Origin of the sequence: Lysinibacillus boronitolerans JCM 21713 = 10a = NBRC 103108 (genome assembly GCF_000772935.1) — a bacterium.
Taxonomy (GTDB): Bacteria; Bacillota; Bacilli; order Bacillales_A; family Planococcaceae; genus Lysinibacillus; species Lysinibacillus boronitolerans.
This window is the reverse complement of record NZ_JPVR01000079.1, coordinates 1-24,080: the sequence shown is the minus strand read 5'-3', so window position 1 is coordinate 24,080 and position 24,080 is coordinate 1. Positions and strand designations below refer to the sequence as shown.

The 24,080-nt window shown below is 37.3% G+C and carries 24 protein-coding genes and 8 tRNA genes; 29 read left to right on the top strand and 3 right to left on the bottom strand.

All coding sequences use genetic code 11. From position 1 onward, the window contains the following. Positions 1 to 245: 245 nt before the first annotated feature. On the bottom strand, positions 246 to 1,406 hold the full coding sequence (locus tag CD31_RS17025; protein WP_036079799.1) for an MFS transporter: 1,161 nt from the start codon (positions 1,404 to 1,406) through the stop codon (positions 246 to 248). A 370-nt stretch (positions 1,407 to 1,776) separates the two neighbouring features. On the opposite strand from CD31_RS17025, the gene CD31_RS23600 reads away from it, so the two are divergent. Beyond that, the gene (locus tag CD31_RS23600) at positions 1,777 to 1,914 is read left to right on the top strand and encodes an Lmo0850 family protein (protein WP_004232019.1); all 138 of its coding nucleotides are present in this window, start codon (positions 1,777 to 1,779) and stop codon (positions 1,912 to 1,914) included. 57 nt (positions 1,915 to 1,971) lie between these two features. Here the strand turns inward: CD31_RS23600 and CD31_RS17020 are convergent, their stop codons facing one another. Further along, positions 1,972 to 3,159, bottom strand: a complete 1,188-nt coding sequence (locus CD31_RS17020) for an FtsW/RodA/SpoVE family cell cycle protein (protein ID WP_036079404.1) — start codon at positions 3,157 to 3,159, stop codon at positions 1,972 to 1,974. A 352-nt stretch (positions 3,160 to 3,511) separates the two neighbouring features. Here CD31_RS17020 and CD31_RS17015 point away from each other — a divergent pair, with 352 nt between their 5' ends. The 8 genes from CD31_RS17015 to CD31_RS16980 all read left to right on the top strand — a co-directional run bounded on the left by CD31_RS17015 (position 3,512) and on the right by CD31_RS16980 (position 12,373). Further along, a complete protein-coding gene (locus CD31_RS17015; protein ID WP_036079402.1) occupies positions 3,512 to 4,264 on the top strand; it encodes a hypothetical protein in 753 nt (250 codons plus the stop codon). Between the two features lie 244 nt (positions 4,265 to 4,508). After that, positions 4,509 to 5,588, top strand: a complete 1,080-nt coding sequence (locus CD31_RS17010) for a D-alanine--D-alanine ligase (protein ID WP_036079400.1) — start codon at positions 4,509 to 4,511, stop codon at positions 5,586 to 5,588. A gap of 11 nt (positions 5,589 to 5,599) precedes the next feature. Next, the gene (locus tag CD31_RS17005) at positions 5,600 to 6,967 is read left to right on the top strand and encodes a UDP-N-acetylmuramoyl-tripeptide--D-alanyl-D-alanine ligase (RefSeq protein ID WP_036079398.1); all 1,368 of its coding nucleotides are present in this window, start codon (positions 5,600 to 5,602) and stop codon (positions 6,965 to 6,967) included. A 75-nt stretch (positions 6,968 to 7,042) separates the two neighbouring features. Further along, a complete protein-coding gene (locus CD31_RS17000) occupies positions 7,043 to 7,735 on the top strand; it encodes an alpha/beta hydrolase (RefSeq protein ID WP_036079397.1) in 693 nt (230 codons plus the stop codon). A 352-nt stretch (positions 7,736 to 8,087) separates the two neighbouring features. Next, on the top strand, positions 8,088 to 9,611 hold the full coding sequence (gene cshA / locus CD31_RS16995; protein WP_036079395.1) for a degradosome RNA helicase CshA: 1,524 nt from the start codon (positions 8,088 to 8,090) through the stop codon (positions 9,609 to 9,611). Positions 9,612 to 9,748: 137 nt separating this feature from the next. Continuing rightward, on the top strand, positions 9,749 to 10,228 hold the full coding sequence (locus tag CD31_RS16990; RefSeq protein WP_036079393.1) for a PH domain-containing protein: 480 nt from the start codon (positions 9,749 to 9,751) through the stop codon (positions 10,226 to 10,228). Continuing rightward, complete coding sequence (locus CD31_RS16985; protein WP_036079391.1) at positions 10,221 to 11,687, top strand: PH domain-containing protein; 1,467 nt, start codon at positions 10,221 to 10,223, stop codon at positions 11,685 to 11,687. Before CD31_RS16990 ends, CD31_RS16985 begins: the two co-directional genes overlap by 8 nt. 110 nt (positions 11,688 to 11,797) lie before the next feature. Then, complete coding sequence (locus CD31_RS16980) at positions 11,798 to 12,373, top strand: GNAT family N-acetyltransferase (RefSeq protein WP_036079390.1); 576 nt, start codon at positions 11,798 to 11,800, stop codon at positions 12,371 to 12,373. A 59-nt stretch (positions 12,374 to 12,432) separates the two neighbouring features. Here CD31_RS16980 and CD31_RS16975 read toward each other — a convergent pair whose 3' ends face one another. Further along, entirely contained in the window at positions 12,433 to 13,056 is a 624-nt protein-coding gene (locus tag CD31_RS16975; RefSeq protein WP_036079389.1) for a rhomboid family intramembrane serine protease, read from the bottom strand. 65 nt (positions 13,057 to 13,121) lie between these two features. On the opposite strand from CD31_RS16975, the gene acpS reads away from it, so the two are divergent. The 20 genes from acpS (at position 13,122) to CD31_RS16875 (ending at position 23,968) form a co-directional block, all read left to right on the top strand. Then, positions 13,122 to 13,475 (top strand): holo-ACP synthase, encoded by a 354-nt coding sequence (gene acpS, locus CD31_RS16970; RefSeq protein WP_036079388.1) that lies wholly within the window; start codon positions 13,122 to 13,124, stop codon positions 13,473 to 13,475. 124 nt (positions 13,476 to 13,599) lie between these two features. Beyond that, the gene (locus CD31_RS16965) at positions 13,600 to 14,658 is read left to right on the top strand and encodes a LolA family protein (protein ID WP_016995331.1); all 1,059 of its coding nucleotides are present in this window, start codon (positions 13,600 to 13,602) and stop codon (positions 14,656 to 14,658) included. A 179-nt stretch (positions 14,659 to 14,837) separates the two neighbouring features. Then, a complete protein-coding gene (gene alr, locus CD31_RS16960) occupies positions 14,838 to 15,959 on the top strand; it encodes an alanine racemase (RefSeq protein WP_036079385.1) in 1,122 nt (373 codons plus the stop codon). Positions 15,960 to 16,260: 301 nt separating this feature from the next. Continuing rightward, complete coding sequence (locus tag CD31_RS16955) at positions 16,261 to 16,524, top strand: hypothetical protein (protein ID WP_004232053.1); 264 nt, start codon at positions 16,261 to 16,263, stop codon at positions 16,522 to 16,524. 4 nt (positions 16,525 to 16,528) lie between these two features. Further along, a complete protein-coding gene (locus CD31_RS16950; protein WP_004232054.1) occupies positions 16,529 to 16,879 on the top strand; it encodes a type II toxin-antitoxin system PemK/MazF family toxin in 351 nt (116 codons plus the stop codon). Between the two features lie 363 nt (positions 16,880 to 17,242). After that, complete coding sequence (locus CD31_RS16945) at positions 17,243 to 17,644, top strand: anti-sigma regulatory factor (RefSeq protein WP_016993415.1); 402 nt, start codon at positions 17,243 to 17,245, stop codon at positions 17,642 to 17,644. A 58-nt stretch (positions 17,645 to 17,702) separates the two neighbouring features. Continuing rightward, positions 17,703 to 18,653, top strand: a complete 951-nt coding sequence (locus CD31_RS16940) for a PP2C family protein-serine/threonine phosphatase (RefSeq protein ID WP_052125399.1) — start codon at positions 17,703 to 17,705, stop codon at positions 18,651 to 18,653. A 63-nt stretch (positions 18,654 to 18,716) separates the two neighbouring features. Next, a complete protein-coding gene (locus CD31_RS16935; protein ID WP_016993414.1) occupies positions 18,717 to 19,049 on the top strand; it encodes an STAS domain-containing protein in 333 nt (110 codons plus the stop codon). Beyond that, positions 19,049 to 19,519, top strand: a complete 471-nt coding sequence (rsbW, locus tag CD31_RS16930; RefSeq protein ID WP_036079382.1) for an anti-sigma B factor RsbW — start codon at positions 19,049 to 19,051, stop codon at positions 19,517 to 19,519. Before CD31_RS16935 ends, rsbW begins: the two co-directional genes overlap by 1 nt. Next, positions 19,497 to 20,282 carry an RNA polymerase sigma factor SigB gene (gene sigB / locus CD31_RS16925; RefSeq protein ID WP_016993412.1) on the top strand — a complete coding sequence of 262 codons (786 nt, stop codon included), beginning with the start codon at positions 19,497 to 19,499 and terminating at the stop codon, positions 20,280 to 20,282. Before rsbW ends, sigB begins: the two co-directional genes overlap by 23 nt. Positions 20,283 to 20,417: 135 nt before the next feature. Continuing rightward, positions 20,418 to 22,589, top strand: a complete 2,172-nt coding sequence (locus CD31_RS16920; protein WP_036079380.1) for a Tex family protein — start codon at positions 20,418 to 20,420, stop codon at positions 22,587 to 22,589. Between the two features lie 67 nt (positions 22,590 to 22,656). Further along, positions 22,657 to 23,118, top strand: coding sequence for a SprT family protein (locus tag CD31_RS16915; protein ID WP_016993410.1), 462 nt, complete (start codon positions 22,657 to 22,659; stop codon positions 23,116 to 23,118). Between the two features lie 90 nt (positions 23,119 to 23,208). Continuing rightward, positions 23,209 to 23,285, top strand: a tRNA-Asn gene (locus CD31_RS16910). Position 23,286: 1 nt separating this feature from the next. Beyond that, positions 23,287 to 23,358: transfer RNA gene (locus tag CD31_RS16905), tRNA-Glu, on the top strand. 31 nt (positions 23,359 to 23,389) lie between these two features. Beyond that, positions 23,390 to 23,465, top strand: a tRNA-Asp gene (locus CD31_RS16900). Positions 23,466 to 23,470: 5 nt separating this feature from the next. After that, positions 23,471 to 23,545, top strand: a tRNA-Gln gene (locus CD31_RS16895). Positions 23,546 to 23,560: 15 nt separating this feature from the next. Next, positions 23,561 to 23,633: transfer RNA gene (locus CD31_RS16890), tRNA-Lys, on the top strand. Positions 23,634 to 23,699: 66 nt separating this feature from the next. Continuing rightward, a tRNA-Leu gene (locus tag CD31_RS16885) sits at positions 23,700 to 23,785 on the top strand. Positions 23,786 to 23,803: 18 nt separating this feature from the next. Continuing rightward, a tRNA-Arg gene (locus CD31_RS16880) sits at positions 23,804 to 23,880 on the top strand. A gap of 14 nt (positions 23,881 to 23,894) precedes the next feature. Continuing rightward, positions 23,895 to 23,968: transfer RNA gene (locus CD31_RS16875), tRNA-Gly, on the top strand. Positions 23,969 to 24,080 lie beyond the last annotated feature (112 nt).

Below are 24,080 nucleotides of genomic sequence, written 5' to 3'. Positions count from 1 at the left end.
TAGATAGCATGGAGAAGGATTATCCCTTAGACATATCAGAGATAATCCGCATGGTTTATTTAGTAATTCTCTAATAGAAAGTTTTTTAGGTTAAGGAAAAATTCCTTGAAAAATTGAGCTAGTAAAGACATCTGATAAGAGGAGATCGCGTTCACTAGGAATTTTACTTTCTAATAACGGGGGCGTTTCTTTGATTTCTGACTTAACCTGACTTTTGGCATCCATAATGGGCACTTTACTATATGTTATGGATGACGCAATGATTTACTGGATGCCTTATATATATAAATCAGGCTTATAGAAAGTATGGCTATTGCTGCCGAAATATAATAACCAAGACTTGCTTGTACGGTAAATAACCATGTGAAAAATAATGGACCAAGAATACGTCCTAAATTATCCATTGAATAGGAAAGCCCAGCAGCAGTTCCGTATTGTCCTCCAGATTCTTTAGAGGAGAGTGATACAACACAAGTTCTTGCAAGTGCATTACCTGCTGTAAAGACACAAAGGGCAAGCCCAGCAATAAAAAGATTAGCTGTCAATGTAAATAAAAGCATGCCGATAGCTGTTACAATTTGTGCACCGATTAACCATGTCGTTTCACTGCCGTTTTTTATACGTCGAACGACCCCGCCTTGAATAGCTGCATCGACAAAGCCACTAAACATGAACAAGTAACCAATTTGTAATGGAGTAATGTGAATTTTTTCGATTTGAAATAGCTGGAATGTTGCCTCAACGCCCGCTAGCATAAAAGTTACTAAAAATGAAAACATAAATAGATAGCGCACACGGTATTGTAGCATTGTTGCAGCACCTTTTGGCACTATAGCACGTTTATTTGAATCTTTTCGTTTTTTAGGTTCTTTTAGGACGAAACTTGCATAAATAAATAATAGTGCAATTAATAATGCTGATGCAGTAAACGGCAACTGTAAGCTATAATGACCTAGCATTCCCCCGATTGCTGGACCAAAAATAAACCCAAGACCAATGGACATGCCCATAAATCCCATATATTTATTGCGATCCTCTTCACTGGACATATCGGCGATAAATCCTGTTACTGCTGTATATAATGCACCTGAAAATAAACCACCAATAATACGTGAAGCATACAATATAACTAGGTTATCTATAAATAGTGAAAAAATAACAAAACTAAGGCTAAAGCCAATTAGACCTGTAAGGATCAGTTGTTTTCGCCCTACCTTATCTGATAGCATACCCCAAAATGGTGCTGTGAAAAAACTTGCAAGTGAATAGACAGTCAATAAACCACCTACGTGGAGTTCATGCCAATTTTGCTGCACAATTACCTCTGGTAAGACGGGAATAATAATGCCGAACCCTAGGTAAACGAGGAATTGAACAGACATCAATAATAAAATAGCCTTTTTCATACAGTTCCCTGCTTTCATACGATATTTCAATATGTATATTCTACCCCTCTTGTTCTTGCGATTACAACAATAGGGGAGGGGAAGCTTGGATGAAGTGGAACTATTCAGTAAAGGAAGAAATGAAGCTCTTTAAGATTTTTTAAATCTATGTTCTGATTTTTGAATAGAATGTAGCGGTTTTGGGTAATTTAAATATGTTTCATGGAAAAGTTTGATGAGTGTGAAAAATTTACAATGTAACAAAATTGAAAAATTTTATAGCTAAGTTAAATGGTATGATAAATTTGTCAGACATCATACTCGTAAAAAAATGAAACTTTTTCGTAAATAAAACGTTATATAAAATCGAGGAAAGATTGAGGTGGAATGTATGACAAAAGAAGTAGATTTGAAAAAGATTGTTTCGAATTTATCTAAGTTGGGTGTAACAGCCACTGTAACAAAGTCTCGACTAGAACTTTTAAAAGTGCTAACACCACCAACGCAAACTCCGCAAGTTCAAGCTTAACTCGTTTCCAATAGAAAAAGGGAGGTCTCAATACCCGAGACTTCCCTTTTTCTATATTTATTCATCTTCATCATGTGTGGTAAACATATATGTTCGATAATGGAATCGCATACTAAATACTAGCCCAATCGCTAAAGCATTCCCCATAAGCGAACTTCCTCCGTAGCTTATGAACGGAAGCGGAATACCTGTGATAGGTAGTAATTGAATAGTCATACCAATATTTTCGAAAACGTGGAAAGTAATCATAGCAATAATCCCAGCACATACATATGTCGAGAAGGGATCTTTCAATAAAAGGGTTGTCTTTGTTAAATGATAAATTAATAAGAAGAAAATACAAATAACAATACTAGCGCCAATAAAGCCCCATTCTTCACCGATAACTGTAAAAATGAAATCGGTATGGTTTTCAGCTACATATACCTCTCGATTTCTAAATCCCTTACCAAAAATTTCACCTGATCCAATAGCATTTAAAGAGGTAATCAAGTGATAGCCATCACTGGATGAATAGGAATAGGGGTCTAGCCAAGAATAAATACGAGCAAATTGATATGCCTTAAATCCAAATGTTTTTTCTAGAAAGTCCTGCATATAGAGTGCCATCCACAGTAGTGTACCGCCTGCTACCATGCCACCTAAAAATGTTGGTAGAATGATTTTCCAAGAAATACCTGCTACAATGATGAGAGCTGCAGTAATGGCAAAGAATACAAGCGCTGAGCCTAGGTCAGGCTGCTTTAAAATAATTGCCAATGGTACGATTAAGGTAATAGCGATTTTACCTAATAGCAAAAAGTCTGTTTTAATTGATCGTAATGAATAAATTTCATGGTGCTTACTAATTAATCGAGCTAGTGCTAAAATGTAAAAAGTTTTCATAAACTCAGAAGGCTGAATATTTCCTATCGGCGTATGATACCAGCTTTTAGCACCATTAACGGGTGCACCGATTTGACCTTCTCCTTCAGGCATAAAAATAAGCAGTACCAGTAAGGCAATCCCTGCTCCATACATATACCATGACATTTTTTTATATTGATCTGGCTCAAAAAACATGACTATACCAATAATTACTGCACCAATGACATACCATTGCATTTGTTTTGGTACATAGTTAATGCCATATTGACCTGATGTTTGGGCAGATGCAATAGCTAACAAACTAATGACTAGAAAAGTGAAGAGAATAAAAGCAAGTGTCCAGTCAAAACGATTTGCGAAATTTCGTTTATTTTCCATAAAAGCCACCTAAATTAAAATAGTATCTCAATATGAGTAAATGTGATGCGATTCTCCCTATTTCGTTTATAATTGGTCAAAGAAGAAAGCAAAATAATAGCCAGCAGTGCTGTAAGAATAGCTCATATCTATTGATAAGCTTGCAATTTGCTTTGAATATTGTCAATGGAATTTTAAGCAAATACTTGAACTTATTGAGTAATCTAAACTATATATGCAAATGCATGTTTAACATTCCTAATTATAACGCAAAAAATACTTTTATGCCTGCGTATATAGTAGTGACGACAATTAACATAAAATGTTTCAAAAAAATCATGTTTAGTCTTATAATGTAGTGAAGAATGGGGTGATGGTTGTGGCTAAAAAATTAAAGTCAGCTGATGATTTTATGTATCATATTTATGTTCATATGAATGATGTCGATAAATTTGTCATATTTAGCGGGTTAAAATTCTCGCAATTTGTGGCTGCACTTGAACCACTGCATCACTTACTGTTATTAAAACATTCCTATGAAGACGGTTCTTTTAATATGCATACACAATTTGAATATGTATTGGAAGAAGATGTTCCTCGTTTTGTGAAAAAATCTGCTGAATCAAAAGAATTATGTTGGGTTGATTTTATGGACGAGAAGAGGCTAGATCATTTAACACCGATGGAACAAGGAGAATTGCTTTACATAAGTCATAAGAAAGAACCGATTACGTCAGCATTTTTTAATAAATTACAAAATAGATTCGTCTATTATTCTTCAGATTTAGAGAAAATGACAAAAATTTATTTTCGTCATTTAAGTGATTCGGATTTATTGGTTGCCAATGTTTTTAATAGTTTAATTCGTGAAAAGGAACGTAGCACTGGTTTTTGGCGTCGAAAAGTAAAAGCAAGTATTCCCGCTGTATCACCAGATTTTTTACGTTCTTACCGATCCTTTGCGAAAGATGGGGCATTACTTTCCTTGTATCGGATTGAAAAACCAAAAGTAGCGTATGGAATAGAAGTTCGCAATCTGTCTGAATATTCTTTTCCTGACGAAGTTTGGGATGACTTAAATACGATTTTAAAAACGGAGCACGATGAATTGATCTATATTATTTAATCTTCATGGTGGCGCAATTAAAGAACAATCACCTTTATAAAATGAAGTTAGGCTGTTGGTAGATATTATTCCTATTGCATTGTTCTGTATAATTCAATAGCAGGAAGAAATGTCGCCAGGGCATAGTCGATGAAATATACACGCAAAATCTCACCGTTAAAAATACGGTGAGATTTTTATGTCATTTGTCAAGACGTTTCATGATAAACTAATAGTACTCAAGAAGTATGTGGAGGGCACAAAAATGAAAAAAAGAATCGGTTTATTATACGGCGGAAAGTCAGCGGAGCACGAAGTGTCATTATCGACAGCACGTGCAGTCACTGGAGCTTTGAATTTCGAGGAGTATGAAGTATATCCGATTTTCATTACATCTGACGGGGAATGGCGCCGTGGAGAGCGTTTAGAAAAACCTGTAAGTGCAATAGAAGAGCTACAATTTGGTGATAATACTACAATTTTAGAAAATAATATTACTGATTTTTTAATTGATAAAAATGGCGCGGAGGTAAAGTTTGATGTTATTTTCCCATTGTTGCATGGGACGAATGGTGAGGATGGAACTGTGCAAGGTTTACTTGAGGTTCTGAATTTACCGTATGTAGGAAATGGTGTATTAGCATCCTCTGCTGGAATGGATAAAGTGGTAATGAAGCAATTATTTGAAATTGCAGGATTACCTCAAGTGCCCTATACGTATTTTATTCGTAGTGAGTGGAAGAATGAGCAACAGGCAATCATTGAGCGCTGTGAAAATAACTTAAATTGGCCAATGTTTGTAAAGCCTGCAAACTTAGGATCAAGTGTTGGAATTAGCAAGGCAACAAATCGCGAGGAATTAGAAAAAGCTATTGAGGTTGCTTTGCAATATGATCGTAAAATCGTTGTTGAGCAAGGAATTGTAGCTCGTGAAGTTGAATTAGCAGTGTTAGGTAATGACTATCCAGAAGTTTCAGTACCAGGAGAAATTAAACCAGTTACTGATTTCTATGATTATGATTCTAAATATAAGGACGGTTCTACAGCACTTATTATTCCAGCTGAGCTTCCAGTAGAAACAGTGGCAAGCTTAAAAGAACTGGCAAAGCGTGCATTTAAGGCTATTGATGGTAGCGGATTAGTTCGTGCGGACTTTTTTGTAACAGCTGAAAATAACGTGTACATTAATGAAGTAAACACAATGCCAGGCTTCACGCCTGTAAGTATGTATCCATTATTATGGCAGCATACAGATGTGAGTTATCCAGAGCTGATCGACCGTTTAATTACCCTAGCAATAGAGCGCTATGAAGAAAAACAACAGCTTCACTATAAAAAAGACTGAGTGGGATTATCGTGAAAAAAACTTTAAAACAATTGGCTGCATGGTTAAATGAGGATATGGCGGCATTTAATGACACGGTTGTGTCAGGAATTTCTATTGATACAAGAACAATTCAACAAGGAGACTTATTTGTTCCATTTCGTGGTGAGCATGCAAATGGGCACAAGTTTGTAATGCAGGCATTTGAGAAAGGTGCCGGAGCTTCTCTTTGGCAAAAGGATGAGCCGAATCCACCAGAAGGTTATCCTTTGTTGTTTGTTGATGATCCAGAATTAGCTTTGCAAGAAATGGCTAGAGCATATCGTAATGAACATAAGGCAAAATTTATTGGCATTACAGGTTCAAATGGTAAGACATCAACAAAGGATATTTTAGCGGGGACACTTGCTCCATTCTTTAAAGTACAAAAAACAATCGGGAATTTTAATAATCAATTAGGTTTGCCAATTACTATCTTACAGCTTGATGAAGATACAGATGTAGCCGTCCTTGAGATGGGCATGAGTGGATTCGGTGAAATTGAGTTTCTAACTAAGCTTGCTCGTCCTCATATGACGGTTATCACCAATATTGGTGAGGCCCATATGCAGGATTTGGGGTCGCGTGCTGGTATTGCAAAAGCGAAGTTTGAAATTATTCAAGGAATGCAAGCAGATGGTCTATTATTCTATGACGGTGATGAACCCTTGCTCCAGGAATTAGTGGCAAAAGAACAGCACTTACAGTCAGTGCCGTTTGGATTAGAATCCGACAATCTTTTATACGCAGACAATATTCATGCTAACGCTGATGGCAGCCACTTCACTACACACGGTATGATAGAGGGAGATTTCTTTATTTCAGTGCTTGGCAAGCATCAAGTAAAAAATACACTTGTGGCAATGTTAATTTCTCATAAGCTAGGTTTAAGCAATGAACAAATACGTACATCCTTAGAGCATGTAGTATTAACAGATATGAGAATGCAACAGGTGCTAGGAACGAATGGCGCTCTATTTATCAATGATGCCTATAATGCAGCACCAACCTCCGTAAAAGCTGCCATTCAATTCATGGCTACATCAACTATTCGACCTGAAAAATGGCTAGTGTTAGGAGACATGCTGGAGCTTGGCCCAAATGAGCAAAGTTTCCATGAGGGTCTAGCTGAGCATATTAATGAGGATGAAATTGATTATGTCTGTTTGTTTGGCCCTCGAATGTTATATCTTTACAAAGTATTAAAAGAGCGTTTTGAGGCGGAACGTTTATTGTATGTAGAAGATGATTATATGGCTATTATTGAAAAGCTAAAACAAGCGAATGAATCATCTATTGTTTTACTTAAAGGCTCACGTGGTATGAAATTAGAGACGATATTAAAGGCATTTACGTCATAGTGGCATTGAATCGGTGGGATAAACGCTCACCGATTTATTCATGTAAGTTTATCTTTGTTAAATGAGGTGAGAACGTTGTCAGTAGGTGTACTATGTATTCATGGATTTTCAGGTGGACCATACGAGGTGGAGCCATTCACAACTTACTTACGTTCACATACAAATTGGATAATTGAAGAGCCAACATTATCTGGGCATGGGGAAGAATTACATATGAGTGGTTTTAAGGCGAAGCACTGGTTGATGGATGCCGAATTAGCCTTCCGAACATTGGCCAAAAAAGTTGACGAGGTAATCGTTGTTGGCTTTTCAATGGGAGGAATTATAGCGCTCTATTTAGCTAAACGTTATAAAGTGAAAAAGCTTGTATTACTAAGTGCTGCTGCAAAATATGTGAGCCCTAAGCAACTAGTCAAAGATTTTAAAATGTTAGCTACTGAAGCCTATCACCATAATTTGACTAATAATGAACTCTTTCTACGATACCATCATAAGTTTAACAATGTGCCACTAGCCTCAACAGTAGAATTTATGAAGCTGGTAAGAATGGTGGCGCCATATTATCGACATATTCAAATTCCTGTATTTATTGTGCAGGGTAAGTTAGATGGGATAGTGCCTTATCATACGGCTCAATTTCTTTTTGATGAGTTAGCCTCTGAAGATAAAAATTTGTATTTTTCTGATAACGGCAAGCATCATATATGTTTTGAGGAAGATTGCTCTGAATGGTTTCCACAAGTTTTAATGTTTTTGAAGGACAAATAAAGTAGTCAGATTATTACGACTCATGCGTTATCGTTGCATAGGATTTAAAGCCATGTTAGACTAGTGTAAGCAATGGATACATTTTGTGCGAAGACTCTTCATATTTGGTTGAAGAGTACTTTTTTTTGAACACAACGGTTTTATTCTAAAGTGAAAAATTACGACAGAATCGAACCGCTCGGTAAAGACCGGGCTTTCCTTTTCATATAAGAGAGCTCTATATGGACTATCATGTAGAGAAAATTTTTAAGTAACGGAAACGTTCCACTACACAGGCTCGAATTTGCCGACAACTTCATCTGAAAATGTAACCATTTGTCAACTTAAAAGGAAAAAAAGGAGATTGAGAAGTTTGACAAATTTTTCAGAATTAAATATTAGCGAATCTACACTACGTTCAGTAAAGCGTATGGGATTTGAAGAAGCAACACCAATCCAAGAAGGTACTATTCGTTTTGCGATTGAAGGCCGCGATGTTTTAGGTCAAGCACAAACAGGTACTGGTAAAACTGCCGCTTTCGGGATTCCACTAATTGAAAAAATCGATCCAAAAAACCCTAATATTCAAGCATTAGTCATTGCTCCAACTCGTGAGTTAGCAATTCAAGTTTCAGAAGAGCTATATAAAATTGGCTATGACAAACGCGTAAAATTATTATCAGTATACGGTGGTCAAGAAATTGGCCGTCAAATTCGTGCACTGAAAAATAGACCTCAAATTATCGTTGGTACGCCAGGTCGTATTATTGATCATATTAATCGTCGTACGTTAAAATTAGAAGATGTTCAAACATTAGTATTGGATGAAGCAGATGAAATGTTAAACATGGGCTTTATCGATGATATTAATTCAATCTTAGAAAACGTACCTTCTGAGCGCCAAACATTACTGTTCTCAGCAACAATGCCACCAGCAATCCGTAAAATTGCTGAAACATTTATGCGTGATCCAGAAATCGTGAAAATTAAAGCAAAAGAGCTAACAGTTGATAATATTGATCAATATTTTGTTAAGTCTGCTGAACGTGAAAAATTCGATGTTTTATCTCGTTTATTAAACGTTCACCAACCAGAGCTAGCTATTATTTTTGGTCGTACAAAACGTCGTGTAGATGAGCTTGCACAGGCCCTATCTATTCGTGGCTATTTAGCTGAAGGTATTCATGGTGATTTAAGCCAAGCGAAGCGTATCTCAGTGTTACGTCAGTTTAAAGAAAATAAAATCGATATCCTTGTTGCGACAGATGTAGCCGCTCGTGGACTTGATATTTCTGGTGTGACACACGTTTATAACTTTGATATTCCTCAAGATCCTGAATCTTATGTTCACCGTATTGGACGTACAGGTCGTGCGGGTAAATCAGGTCTTGCCGTAACATTTGTAACACCACGTGAAATGGGTTACTTACGAATTGTAGAAGAAACTACGAAAAAACGTATGACACCTCTTCGTCCACCAACAACGGATGAAGCATTAGAAGGTCAACAACGTTTAGCTGTAGAAACACTTGAGGGTCTCATTGCTAATAATAATTTAGGTGATTACCGCACACTTGCAGCAGAATTACTAGAGAATCATGACGCAGTCGATGTTGTAGCAGCTGCTCTACGTTCATTAACGAGAGAGCCAGACGATACACCAGTAACAATCACGGAAGAACGTCCATTACCAATGCGTCGTGAACGTTCAAGCAATAACCGTGGTGGCGGTGATCGTGGCCGTGGTAACCGTAGCTTTGGCGGCGGACGCCGTGACAATGCTCGCAGTGGAGAACGCCGCAGTAGCAGTAGCCGTCGCGAGGGTGGACGCCGTGAAGGCGGACGTCGTGAAGGTGGACAAGGTCGTTCACGCTCTCCAAGACGACACGAAGGGTAATTTTAACCGAAATACACTTAATTTTTATTGTAAACCTTACAGCCATGGTGGCTGTAAGGTTTTTTTTCGGTTATAGTTGAAACAAAAAGGTGAATGAATCCGTATACATGTAATGAAGAAAGAGGGGGGGAACGACAATGAGAGCACAACCTATTCATCAAATTTCCCGAAAAGGGTTAACTGTGTGGCGTTTATATGGAGTTATACAAACTTTGGTGCTGTTAGTTGTAGCAGGACTGGTAAGTTACGGTACTTATTATTTTGAATGGCCGACATTTATTTACTTCATAGCGGGTGCAATTGTATTTTTAAGTGCGATATTATCTGTTTTTATCTTCCCGAAGATAAGATGGGAAAGATGGCGTTATGAGGTGCGTGAGCATGAAATCGAAGTACAACATGGTTTATTTGTGGTGAAACGCACATTAATTCCAATGGTACGTGTGCAACATGTTGATACGACACAAGGGCCGATATTAAAAAAATATGACTTAGGTAATATTTCTATTTCAACAGCTGCAACTGTACATACGATTCCTGCACTTGTTATGGACGAAGCAGACGTACTGCGTGCGCGTATTTCTGATTTAGCAAGGGTGGCTGAAGATGATGTCTAAGGAAATTAATCGTTTACACCCAGTGTCTGCAATTATAACAAGTGTAAAAGCATTGAAAAGTATGATATTACCAATTGTCATTATTATCATAAGTAACGGCTTTAATTTTTCTTTGAATTTTCGTAGTGAGCATTTTTTTGAAACCATTTTACTTTTTGGTGTATGGGGAGTTGCCTCACTACTTGCACTCGTGGGAGGAATCATAAAATGGCGGACATTTGTTTACTGGTTTGAAGATGGGGAATTGCGTGTAACATATGGATTATTTGTTAAAAAGAAGCGTTATATTCCTTTTGAACGTATTCAAAGTTTAAATTACAATGAAGGTGTTTTTCATCGTATTTTTGGTTTAGTGAAAGTTCAGGTGGAGACTGCTGGTAGTAAGGGAGGAAAACCTGAGGTTGAGCTGACAGCCATTCGCAAAGCAGCAGCAGATGTTATTGAATTAGAAATGCGTCATGCTAAAAACGAAGCGGTTCAACAACAAGTACAAGCGCAGGTAGAAGAGGAAGCTGTAGCAACTCCGATGATTTATCATATGTCTATGCGAGATTTGCTGGTATTAGCAACTACATCTGGTGGGATTGGTGTCGTGCTATCAGGTCTTGCAGCTGTTGCCTCACAATTTTCCGATATTATTCCTTATGAAACAGTATTTCATGAGTTAGCTGATTTTGTGAAAATCGGCGCATTTTTAGTGGCACTAACGGTGATGGTGGTTTTAATTGTAGCTTGGATTGTATCGGTGGTCATCACGCTAATTAATTATTATGATTATACGGTCCGGATTGAAGAAGAAAAATTGATTATCACAAAGGGACTGTTAGAAAAGAAGCGTATTACTTTGCCGTTGAATCGAATTCAGGCAATTCGTATTGTGGAAAATCCCTTACGTCAGTTAACGGGCTTTGCTACAGTGGTTGTTGAAAGTGCTGGAGGTAATGGTGAAAATGGAAATGATAAAAAAATTACGCTATTTCCACTTATTAAGAAGCTGGATTGTATGCAAACATTAGAACAGCTTTTCCCAGATATGAATTGGCATCCTACATTAATTCGTTCACCAAAAAGGGCAAGGCCATTTTTTTATCGCATTGATTTTTTCTGGCTAGTTCCGATTATCGGTGCCTCTTGTTATTTCTTTTATCCATACGGGCTATTGTCGTTGCTGTTAATCCCATTAACAATTTTGCTTGGTATCTGGCAGCATAAAACAGCAGGTTATCAAATAGATGGCAAGCAACTGGCTATGCAGTATCGAGTATTTAGTCGAATTACATTGATTATGGAGAAAAAGCGAATTCAATCTATTGAAAGTACACAATCGTACTTTCAAAAAAGAAAGAATGTTATGTCTGTAAAAGCAACCGTCATGTCAGGAGCAACTGGTACAACGGGAAGTGTATCTAGCCTAGAGCAAAAGGATGCCGAGAAGATCTTAACATGGTATGAACATTAATGCACTAAAAGCTAATCCTTTCAATTTTATGGAAGGATTAGCTTTTTTAACTATAAATAAATAGGGATGCTGTTTATAATAAAGTAAAAAGAACAAAAGGGGTGGAGACATTGTTTAAATATGACATTAATGAAAGCGCTTATTTAAAGCTTTTGGATTTAAGTGATGTAGATGAGTTATTCGCTTTAACTGACCGTTCAAGGGATACATTACGTGAATGGTTGCCCTTTGTAGATGAAGTTAAAACAGTAAAGGATACGGAGCAATTCATAAAAAATGCTATGCAACAATATGCTGATCACAATGGCATACAAGCAGGGATTTACTATGATGGAAAGCTTGCTGGTGTTATTGGTTATCATCAAATCAACTGGCAGCATAAATGGACAAGTATTGGCTACTGGCTAGGGAATGAATTTGTAGGCAAGGGGCTCGTCACGAATTCAATGAAAGCATTGATTGATTATGCCTTTAATTATTTAAAGTTGAATCGCATCGAAGTGCGTGTAGCAGTAGGTAATATTCGTAGTCGTACAATTCCAAAAGTATTGGGCTTCCATGAAGAAGGGCGTTTAAGGGATGCTGAGTGGCTATATGATCACCACGTAGATCAGGTTGTATATGGTTTAACAGCAGCTGAATGGAAAAAAATAAAGATGTCAAATGAAGCTACAGTAGTTTTATAACGGATGTCATTGTAAGGAAAAAGGAGCTGCTCTATAGGTGAGCAGCTCCTCTTTTAATTTTATGGTCTACCAGCCATCTTTTGTTTGCGCCAACTTAAAATTCTTTTTGGATGTAAATAAACAAGTCCAAGGATAAATCCGGTTACCAAACCGCCTAAATGAGCAAAGACATTCACGTTTGGTTGGAGAAAGGTCATAATGACACTGATGACGATGATTGGTAAAATGAGCTTACGAAGCATTGGCATTGTACGACGAGTATAGTAAACTAATGCCCCAAATGCACCAAAAATTCCAAAAATAGCCCCACTTGCACCAAGACTCGCATAACTACTATCATAGAATATATAGGTTGCCATGTTGCCTACAATACCTGATACTAAATAAATTGTAATGAAACGTGCTTTCCCTGCGATTTTTTCTAGCTCTGGTCCAAAGAGATACAAGGAAAACATATTAAAAAACACATGCATAAACCCTGCATGTAAAAACATAGCAGAGAAAACACGCCACCATTCACCACTTTGAATCAGGAAATTTGCTTGGATTCCGTAATTCCACAAAAGTGTTCCTATGCCGGGTATGAGAGATAATACATAAAGAGTAAGATTTATTGCTATTAAAGTTGAAACAATAGGGTAATACTTTGTATATTGCTTAAAATTTTCCGTTCTACTAAACATGGCTCCACCTCAATTTACAATTATTATACATGCCTTGTTGGAAATAGGTAAAGGAGAAGGTTCACATGATTAAGGGAATTGGCCTCGATATTGTAGAGATTGATCGTATTGCAAAGGCTCTGAAACGAACAGATAAATTTAAAGACCGCATTTTAACGATAAATGAAAAAAAAATATTTGATGGTTATTCTGAAACTCGTAAGATAGAATTTTTAGCTGGGCGATTTGCTGCTAAAGAAGCATTTTCGAAAGCTTTGGGAACAGGGCTTGGAGAACAATGTAAGCTTCATGATATGGAAGTATTAAAAGGAGAGGCCGGCAAGCCTGTTTTATATTTTAAGGATGAACTTGTCAATGGATTTGTTAGTATTACGCATTCTAAGCACTATGCAGCTGCACAAGTAATCTTATTAGAATAGTACTTAACTTGTCTAAAAGGGTTGCACGTAAATTTAAATATATTGCCCTTTCTTCAAATGACATAACTGACAAATACGGTTCATATATTGTCGTAGTGGATTTGAAAGAAGAAAGGGTGAAAGCGTGGGCAACCGTATAGTTAAATGGCTCGTCTTACTTTGTACGATATTACTTCTGTCGGCATGTGGTGCAGCCTCACAGGAAAAAGTGTTGAAGAAAGTGAATGGTAAATGGGCAGAGACGAATGGTTATGAATTAAATGCATCGATGGAAATAAAATCGGGTGGGGAACCAAGAAATTATGATGTAACAGTATGGCACACAAAACCTGATTTCTATCGAGTAGAAGTAGTTGAAAGTGGGAAAGATGTTTCTCAAATGATTGTACGTAATGCTGATGGTGTTTTTGTTGTAACACCGACATTAAACAAAATGTATAAATTCCAAAGTGATTGGCCAAAGAAAAATAGTCAAGCCTACTTAATTGGAGCGCTAGCAGAAGATTTAGCGGAAGATAAAAATCTTGTCATGAAAGAAGAAGAAAAAGCATATATATTTGAAGCGGCTACTAGAAATAGCTATAAGAACAGTATGCCACATCAGGTTATAACAGTAGATAAGAAAACTTTATTGCCAACTTCAGTAGTTATTATGAATGATGTGAAAGAAGAGCAAATCAAAATCACATTTAAGAAAATTAAACTAGGTGTACAACATGCTGCAAAAGAGTATGCTGTTGAGCAATTCACTGATAAAGATAACACGAAAGGTGAACAAGCTACACCTGCCGACAAAGATGGGCAAGAAGATAATGAGGATAAGGAAGCAGTTGGTGCAGAGGTAGAATATCAAGAATTCCAAACACATTATCCTGTCGTAAATTGGGCACAATTAGCGAATGAAAAAGTTGTGCAGGAAAGTGGAATGGAACGAGTTATCTTAACATTCGAAGGTGAAAAGGCATTTACTGTTATGCAGCAACCAGTAATGAAAGAAAATTCAATGTTACCGGTATCTTCACCTGGTGATCCAGTTGATTTAGGCTTTACGATTGGTGCTATTACAGATACATCAATTAGTTGGGAAAAAGATGGTGTTGAATTCTTTGTAGCATCAAGTAAATTAACGCGAGAAGAAATGATTGAAGTTGCTACATCTATGACGATAAGTAGTATGAAGTAACTTTTCTGGCTACAGCCTTCTGGAATACGGAGGCTGTAGCTTATTGATAATTGAAATGAACCGATAAAGTATAGGCTCATATGAAAGCTAAAACTTTGTGTGTACAAGCTAAATCGACATACTAAGCATACATGTATGTCCTACATAATGTTTTAATTAAAAATAAAGAGGGTATCCTTATGAAAACACAGCAGTTTTTTCGTCCAACCAAAGCAATAATAGACTTACAAGCAATTCAACAAAATGTAAAAAATTTAAAAGAATTTTTACGACCTAATGTTCAAATTATCGCTGTAGTAAAAGCAAATGCGTATGGTCATGGAGATGTAGCCGTTGCACGGGCAGCTCTTGAAGCTGGTGCCACAGTACTGGCAGTGGCAACGCCCGATGAGGCATTACATATTCGAGCACATTTTGAAGAACCAGACATATTAATATTAGGTGCATCTCCAGTTTCATTTGCTCCCTATGCAGCGCAGCAACGTATTATACTTACGGCGTTTGCCGATGATTGGGTTCAGCAAGCTGCTTCTCTTTTAGTGGATGAAGCACGTCCTTTACGACTTCATATAAAAATAGATAGCGGAATGGGTAGAATAGGTATTCGCTCAGTGCAGGAATTATTAGAGCTGTACCAAACAATACAGTCTACAGAAAACGTTGAGCTGGATGGAATATTTACACATTTCGCGACAGCTGATGAAGAGGATACACTACATTTTGATCAACAGGTACAATTTTTTGAGAAATGTTTAGCTGTAATACCTAATAAGCCGCGACTTGTTCATGCATCTAATACAGCAGCCTCATTAGTAAAAGATCCACATTTACAATATGATGCTGTTAGATATGGAATTTCTATGTATGGATTATCACCTTCTCCATACGTGAAAAGTATCTTACCTTTTCCTTTATTACCAGCCTTCTCACTTGAAAGTGAACTTGTGCATGTGAAGCAAATAAAAGCAGGTGATTCAGTTGGCTATGGAGCCACGTATGTTGCTCCATCAGATATGTGGGTTGGAACGATTCCAATTGGCTATGCAGATGGCATGATTCGCAAGTTAGGTGGACAAGAAGTTTTAATTGATGGACAAAGAATGCCGATTGTCGGACGAATTTGTATGGACCAATGTATGGTTGCCCTACCAAAAGCATATGATATAGGTGAGAAGGTAACACTCATTGGTCAACAAGGAAATAATGGAATAACGATCGATGAATGGGCAACAAAGCTTGAAACAATTAATTATGAAATACCATGCATTATAACAACAAGAGTTCCTAGAATATACTTTTAGTTGTCTTTCATTAGAATTAGTCAAATTTCAATGTAATGCCATGAGCAATGTTCCAAGTTAGAATTGGTAAATAAATTAGCACTGGAGAACTTATTTCTTTTCCAAAACATAGTAATGGCTCATATTTGGAAACACATTGCAATAATAATTATTCAGCATATACCTTCGACAACCAACATATTTTTACAATTTGTACTTCAAATTGTCAGATATTTTGTCATTTCATGTCTTTTCAACAATATCTTTCAATGATAGAATGGGAAGTAATGAAAAGTGTATGGTTCCGTTGGAGGTGCTTGCTGTGTACGAGAAAAAGTTAAGAGAAGCTACAATTGCTGTTCAAGACAGACTATTTCTACAAACAAAGGAAGTAATTGAAGGTGAATCTTTTGTGCGTATTTTGGCGCGCAAAAATTTAATGCAGGAGCAACCAAATCAAATACGGGAAGCTATGATTAAAGGATATGTTGAAATGTCTCATATTAATTTAATGATTGCGAGCGAATGCTTGCATGCAGAGTATGAAGCACAACATATGGTGGAGCGTCTCGTTAGCGGGGGATGACACTTTGAATGTAAAACGTGGTGACGTTTTTTTTGCAGACTTATCACCGGTAATAGGTTCTGAACAAGGAGGCACTAGGCCGGTGCTGATTATTCAAAATGATATTGGCAATCGATTTAGCCCGACTGTCATCATCGCAGCTATCACTGCACAGATTCAAAAGGCAAAGTTACCGACACACGTTGAAATCAATGCTGAAAAGTATGGTTTTGAACGTGATTCGGTTATTTTGCTAGAACAAGTGCGGACAATTGACAAGTCAAGATTGACGGATCGTATTACGCAACTTGATCATGCTGTGATGGAAAAAGTTGATGGAGCGTTGATGATTAGTTTAGGTCTAGTTAAATTTTGATATACATATGTGTATAGAAGCATCGAGATTATGATATCTCGATGCTTTTTTTGTCTTATTTCCTTGAAACGTCTTTACCATAATTTGAATTTACTATTATAGATTTTGTGCAGCAAATGATTTTGCTACGAAAGGAGAAGTGCTGGCGATTAAGCCAACGTATAATTGATAAATGTTACAAAAAGCTTTAAGATATATTCAAGATTTTTAATAAAAATAGATTTTTGAAAAAATTCTTAAAAGATATATGAAAATTTACATAGAATATTCCAATTATAGAGGCGATTAAATTTTTTTTAATTATGGCAAGCAGGTCGAACAAAAGTGTAAGAGTATAGCTCCACAGGAAATGGAGGGACAGCAGTGACATATAGGTCTTCGGTTGAAATTATTACAGAGTGGGATATTGTTGCAGCTAGACAACTGGGGCGCAATGAAGCAAAAGTACTGGGATTTGGCACTGTTGATCAAGCCCGCATCACCACGGCAATTAGTGAATTAGCACGTAATATATATTTATATGCAAGTATAGGTGTCATAGAAATTGAAAGGGTTGAGGCGGATACTGAAAAGAAAATAGTTGTTATTGCAACAGATCGAGGGCCTGGTATTAAAGATGTTCGTAAAGTAATGGAGGATGGTTATTCCACCTCTGGGGGGCTAGGTGCAGGTTTGCCAGGTGTTAAACGATTGATGGACAGTTTAGATATTCAATCTGTCATTGGAGTAGGAACAACAATAAGAGCGGAAAAATGGTTGCGTTAGGACGTGAAGAAAACTGAAACAATTAGAAGCTCAGTATAAAAAAATATTAGCAGATTATATGGTCAACCAAACAGAAAGAAATTTATATATCGCTCAGAACTTCACACGTCAGTTAATTCAAAAAAATATCTCACCTGAGGATGTTATTAGCATCCATAAAAATGCTGTAGAACAAATATTTCCGAATCAAATGAATGAATCACAGCCTGCTTATGATTTTCTTATTGAAGTAATGGTGCATTATGGGATGGCCCATAGAGAGCATCAAAGTTTACTTCAAAAGCAAGCTGAATATGAAATGGAAATGAAAATAGCGACAAACATTCAAAAAACATTATTGAAAACTTATGTGCCGAATATGCAAAATATTGATATAGGTATGATTTCAGTACCTATTCGAAAAATGAACGGCGATTATGTACATTTTTTCCACGATGGTGAAGAATATTTGAGTGTGGCTGTGACAGATGTGGTCGGAAAAGGAGTTCCTGCTGCTTTATGTATGTCGATGGTGAAATATGGACTTGAAACATTGGTATATGCATATAAAGATCCGTCATATGTTTTAGAAGTTATAAATAGGGTAATAGAAAAAGGTGTGGATGACAGTATGTTTGTTTCGATGTTTTATGGCTGCTTAGATGTAGAGCAAAACATCTTTTCGTATGCTTCGGCGGGCCATGAACCAGCTTTACATTATAGTGCAAAGGACGATCAGTTCTTTACTTTAGAGGCTAAAGGTCTACTACTGGGTGTATTGTCTGAAACAAAATATACGTTTCATGAAATTGTTTTAGAAGAGAATGATTTAATTATTATGATGACCGACGGTGTGACAGAATTTAGAGTGAAAGAAGACTTAAATGCGCGAGAGATAATCACAACTTTAATTAAAGAAAATAGACATTTATCTGCCCAGCAATTGTGTCAGCTCCTTTATAAGGAAATAGAGAGAGTGCAAAATTTTAAACTATTTGATGATTTTACTGTAGTTATTTTAAAAAAATAGGTTTAAGTTTTAATTGAACAGGGAAGAGAAAATAGTCTAACAAATATGGTGGAGGTGTGCTATATGGACGTAACGATACATTTTAAAGAAATTGATCATAAATTATTTGGCTTTGTTGAGGGTGAAATTGATACATTTACTGCTTCAGGATTACGAGACGAATTAGAAGCTGTAAAGATTACAGAGGGTTTAGAAATTGAACTTGATTTATCAAAGGTAAATTACATGGATAGTACAGGGCTTGGGATTTTTGTTGCCTTCTATAAAAGAGCATTACGTGAAAATGGAAAAGTAAAGCTCGTTGGTTTATCGAATAGGTTACAAAGATTATTTGAAATTACTGGTCTTAGTGATTTGATGGATATCGAAACTGATAAAAAGGTGGAATTAAGATAATGAAGGAATTTGACTATATTGAAATTAGAGTTCCTGCTAAACCGCAATTTGTCAGTGTCATTCGATTAACTGTCTCGGGCTTAGCAAGTAGGATTGGCTTTAATTATGATGATATTGAAGATTTAAAAATTGCAGCGAGTGAGGCTGTGACAAATGTTGTTCACCATGCTTATAAAGAAGAAGAAGAGGGTGAAATTGTCATCGGCTGTGCGCTGTACGACAATAAAATGGAAATGATGATTGCGGATTACGGCAATAGTTTTAATTTTGAAGAGATTAAGTCTAAGATTGGGCCGTATCATCCTGAAGAAAGCATTGCAGGGCTAAGAGAAGGTGGTTTGGGACTTTATTTAATGGAAACTTTGATGGATGAGGTGATGATCAATAACGATGGTGGCGTAACTGTCTTCATGACAAAGTATGTCACTAGGGAGCAGGTGGAGAAAAATGTCGAAAGAATCACTACATAAATCTTCATCCAAAGAAGATGTACTAAAGTGGATTGAATTGTACCAGTCAACAGAGGATGATGAAGCACAAACCAATTTAGTGATTCATTATCGATATCTAGTTGAATCTATAGCTCGTAAATATTCGAATGGTAAATCTTATTATGATGATATTGTTCAAGTAGGGATGCTGGGATTGTTAGGTGCAATAAGACGTTTTGATCCGAATGTTGGTCGTAGTTTTGAAGCATTTGCCGTGCCAACAATTGTTGGGGAAATCAAACGTTTTTTACGTGATAAAACATGGGATGTTCATGTGCCTAGACGAATAAAGGAACTTGGGCCGAGGATTAAATCAACCGTGGAGGCGCTGACAATTGAATTGCAGCGTTCTCCATCCATTAAAGATATTGCTGAACGATTAGAAGTAGCAGAGGAAGAGGTACTAGAAGCTATGGAAATGAGCCGTAGTTATCAAGCTCTTTCTATGGACCATTCGATAGAATCAGATTCTGACGGTAGCACAGTCACGTTATTCGATATTTTGGGCAGAGAAGACGATGGCTATGAAATGACCAATAAACGAATGATTGTTTCGGATGCACTGGTTGTATTGAATGAGAGAGAAAAGCAAATTATTCAGCTTACATATCTAGAGCAACTTAGTCAAAAAGAAGCTGGAGAACGATTAGGGATTTCTCAAATGCATGTATCTAGGATACAAAGGAAAGCAATAAAGAAATTACAAGAGGCTATTCTAGCAAGTGGCGGTGTTTCGCTCTAATCTTTCGGAGGTATTTAGTGAAGAATACCTTTAAAATGAATGAAAATAGTCTACTCATATTCGTCTGAGTAGACTATTTTTTTGCATTTTTAGTAAAGTGTAATGGTAAAATGAAAAGAAAAAGGTAGTGATGATGTGGAGCAAAAGCAAATGTTACAGCTCATTGCAAAAGATGTAGCAGTCAAACCAGGGCAAGTAGAAGCTGTTATCAAATTATTAGAAGAGGGAAATACGGTACCATTTATTGCGCGTTATCGAAAAGAGGTTACAGGATCACTTGATGAGGTGCAAATTAAGGCTGTAGAAGATCGTTATCACTACATACAGCAACTTGAACAACGAAAAGAAGAAGTTATACGATTAATCCAAGAGCAAGAAAAGCTTACACCAGAATTAGAACAGGCTATTCTTTCTGCAACAATCTTACAACGTGTTGAGGATTTATATAGACCTTATAAGCAAAAACGACGTACAAAGGCGACGATTGCAAAAGAGAAAGGTTTAGAGCCTCTTGCAGATCTCCTATTAGCATTTAGTAATGATGCATTAGAGCAATTAGCAATTGATTTTGTAGATAATGAACAAGTTGCTAATCTTGAAGAAGCCCTGATGGGAGCTCGAGATATATTAGCAGAACGTTTTGCGGACGATGCCTCTATCCGTGAAAAAATTCGTGCTTATTCATGGAAGGATGGCATCCTTGTTACGTCTGTGAAAAATTCTGAAATCGATGCAAAAAATGTTTTTGAAATGTATTACGAATATGAGGAGCCTGTTAATCGCATTGTGCCGCACCGTATTTTAGCGATAAATCGAGGGGAAAAAGAAGAGATATTAAAGGTTTCTATTCATGTACCGGTGGACCGAGTTTTAATGATTATGTGGAAAGAATGGATTCCAGCAACTGGTTCCTCTCCTGCTATTGCAGAAGTGAAACTAGCAATCGAGGATTCGTACAAGCGCTTAATTCAGCCTTCAATTGAAAGGGAATTACGAAACGAGCTTACAGAAAAAGCTGAGGCACAGGCTATTCATATTTTCTCTGAAAATTTACGTAACTTATTACTACAGCCACCTATGAAAGGGAAGTATGTTTTAGGGGTTGACCCAGCTTACCGTACAGGTTGTAAGCTAGCGGTTGTAGATGAAACTGGGAAAATGCTTGAGGTTACAGCTATTTATCCACATCCACCTAAACCAGATGTGGCAAAATCGAAAGCTACTGTGAAAGGAATTTTGGCAAAGTATCCAATAAGTATAATTGCCATTGGGAATGGTACAGCATCTCGAGAAACAGAACAATTTATCGCAGATGTATTAAACGAGCTTACTACTGACATAGCTTATGTGATTGTCAATGAAGCGGGAGCATCTGTTTATTCAGCGTCTGATATTGCACGTGCAGAATTTCCTGATTTACAGGTTGAACAACGTAGTGCTGTCTCCATTGCACGCCGCTTACAGGATCCTTTATCAGAGTTAGTGAAAATTGAACCAAAAGCGGTGGGAGTAGGTCAATATCAGCATGATGTTTCTCAAAAAAAATTAAATGAATCGCTAACTTTTATAGTAGAAACAGCTGTTAACCAAGTTGGTGTTGATGTAAATACGGCTTCATCATCACTCTTACAATACGTTTCTGGTTTATCAAAAACTGTTGCAGAGAATATCGTGAAGACGCGAGAGGAAAATGGTCAATTTACTACACGTGCGCAATTAAAGAAGATTCCAAGGTTAGGTGCCAAAACGTATGAACAGGCTATTGGTTTCCTACGTGTCCCAGAAGCAAAAAATCCGTTTGATGCTACAGGTATTCATCCTGAGAGCTATGATCTTGCTGAGCAAATATTAGCAGAGGCTCAAATAGATAAAAAAGAGTTAGGGACACAGAAGGCAGAGGAAGCTATTGCAGCACTAAATATCCAAAAGTTAAGTGATGTGCTCGGAGTAGGAGTTGTGACAATTCAAGACATCGTCGATACTTTAATGAAACCTAGTCGCGACCCACGTGATGCATTCCCACAACCATTGCTTAAGACTGATGTATTGAAAATGGAAGATTTAAAAGTAGGTATGGAATTGCAGGGTACTGTAAGAAATGTAGTAGATTTCGGCGCATTTGTTGACATTGGCGTGAAGCAAGATGGACTTGTGCATATTTCTAAACTCCAAAACAAACGTATTAAGCATCCATTAGAAGTTGTAGCGCTTGGGGATATTGTAACTGTCTGGGTTGAACAAATAGATGTAACGAAAGGTCGTATCTCTTTAACGATGCTTCCACCTAAAAATCAAGCATTAGTTTGAGTACTAAATTTTCACCACACTGTCTATACTACACAGTGTGGTATTCTTGTTGTTAGAGGTGATTACTATGGACAATCAAGAATTACAAGAGCTTGTTCGTCGCTTATCTTTGAAAAGCTTTCAGAGACCTTTTCTTCATCAAGCCTATTTTAATGCAAGATTACGTTCAACGGGAGGACGATATCTTTTACAATCTCATAATATTGAGATTAATCCTAAAGCCTATGAGTTATACGGTTTGGAAGAAGTTCAAGGTATTATTTTACACGAATTATGCCATTATCATCTACATATTGAAGGGAAAGGGTATCAGCATCGAGATAAAGATTTTAGAGAATTATTAAGGAAAGTAGATGCCCCTCGATTTTGCTCAGTTCTACATTCCCCTAAAGCTACAGTTAAAAAACACCGACGACGCTATACATATACTTGTGTTAATTGCCACCAGTTATATGTACGGAAAATAAAAATGAATGTTGAAAAGTATTGTTGTAGTAAGTGTTTAGGGAAATTAAAATTAGTGGAATAAAAAAACTTTTAAAAATAGTTGACGTTTTGTTGTGTTGTCCCTATAATAGTAAAAGTCGACAAGATAACGACAACAACGAACATACATTATTCCGAAGTAGCTCAGTTGGTAGTAGCACCTGACTGTTAATCAGGTTGTCGCAGGTTCGAGTCCTGCCTTCGGAGCCATGGCCCCTTGGTCAAGTGGTTAAGACACCGCCCTTTCACGGCGGTAACACGGGTTCGAATCCCGTAGGGGTCATTTTTCATAATTTTAATGTAAATAATATTTGGGTCCCGTGGTGTAGCGGTTAACATGCCTGCCTGTCACGCAGGAGATCGCCGGTTCGATCCCGGTCGGGACCGCCACTTATTGGGGTATAGCCAAGCGGTAAGGCAACGGATTTTGATTCCGTCATGCCTAGGTTCGAATCCTAGTACCCCAGCCATTCATTTCTTAATTCGAGCCATTAGCTCAGTTGGTAGAGCATCTGACTTTTAATCAGAGGGTCGAAGGTTCGAGTCCTTCATGGCTCATCTCTTTAAGAAAAAGAGTTGACTTTTTGAATTATCGTAGTATAATGAGAAAGTTACTAATCGAATGCGGTCGTGGCGGAACGGCAGACGCGCTAGGTTGAGGGCCTAGTGGGGGCAACCCCGTGGAGGTTCAAGTCCTCTCGGCCGCACCAAGTCAATCAATTTCATATGCGCCCGTAGCTCAATTGGATAGAGCGTCTGACTACGGATCAGAAGGTTGTGGGTTCGACTCCTGCCGGGCGCGCCAAATTTAAAATATATGCGGGTGTAGTTTAATGGTAAAACCTCAGCCTTCCAAGCTGATGTCGTGAGTTCGATTCTCATCACCCGCTCCAAAAAAGTGTTGACAACCGATTGGTTGCATGATACACTTGAGTAGTTGTCTGAAAAGACGACATATGAACCTTGAAAACTGAACAAGCAAAACGTAATCAATAAAGTTTTAAG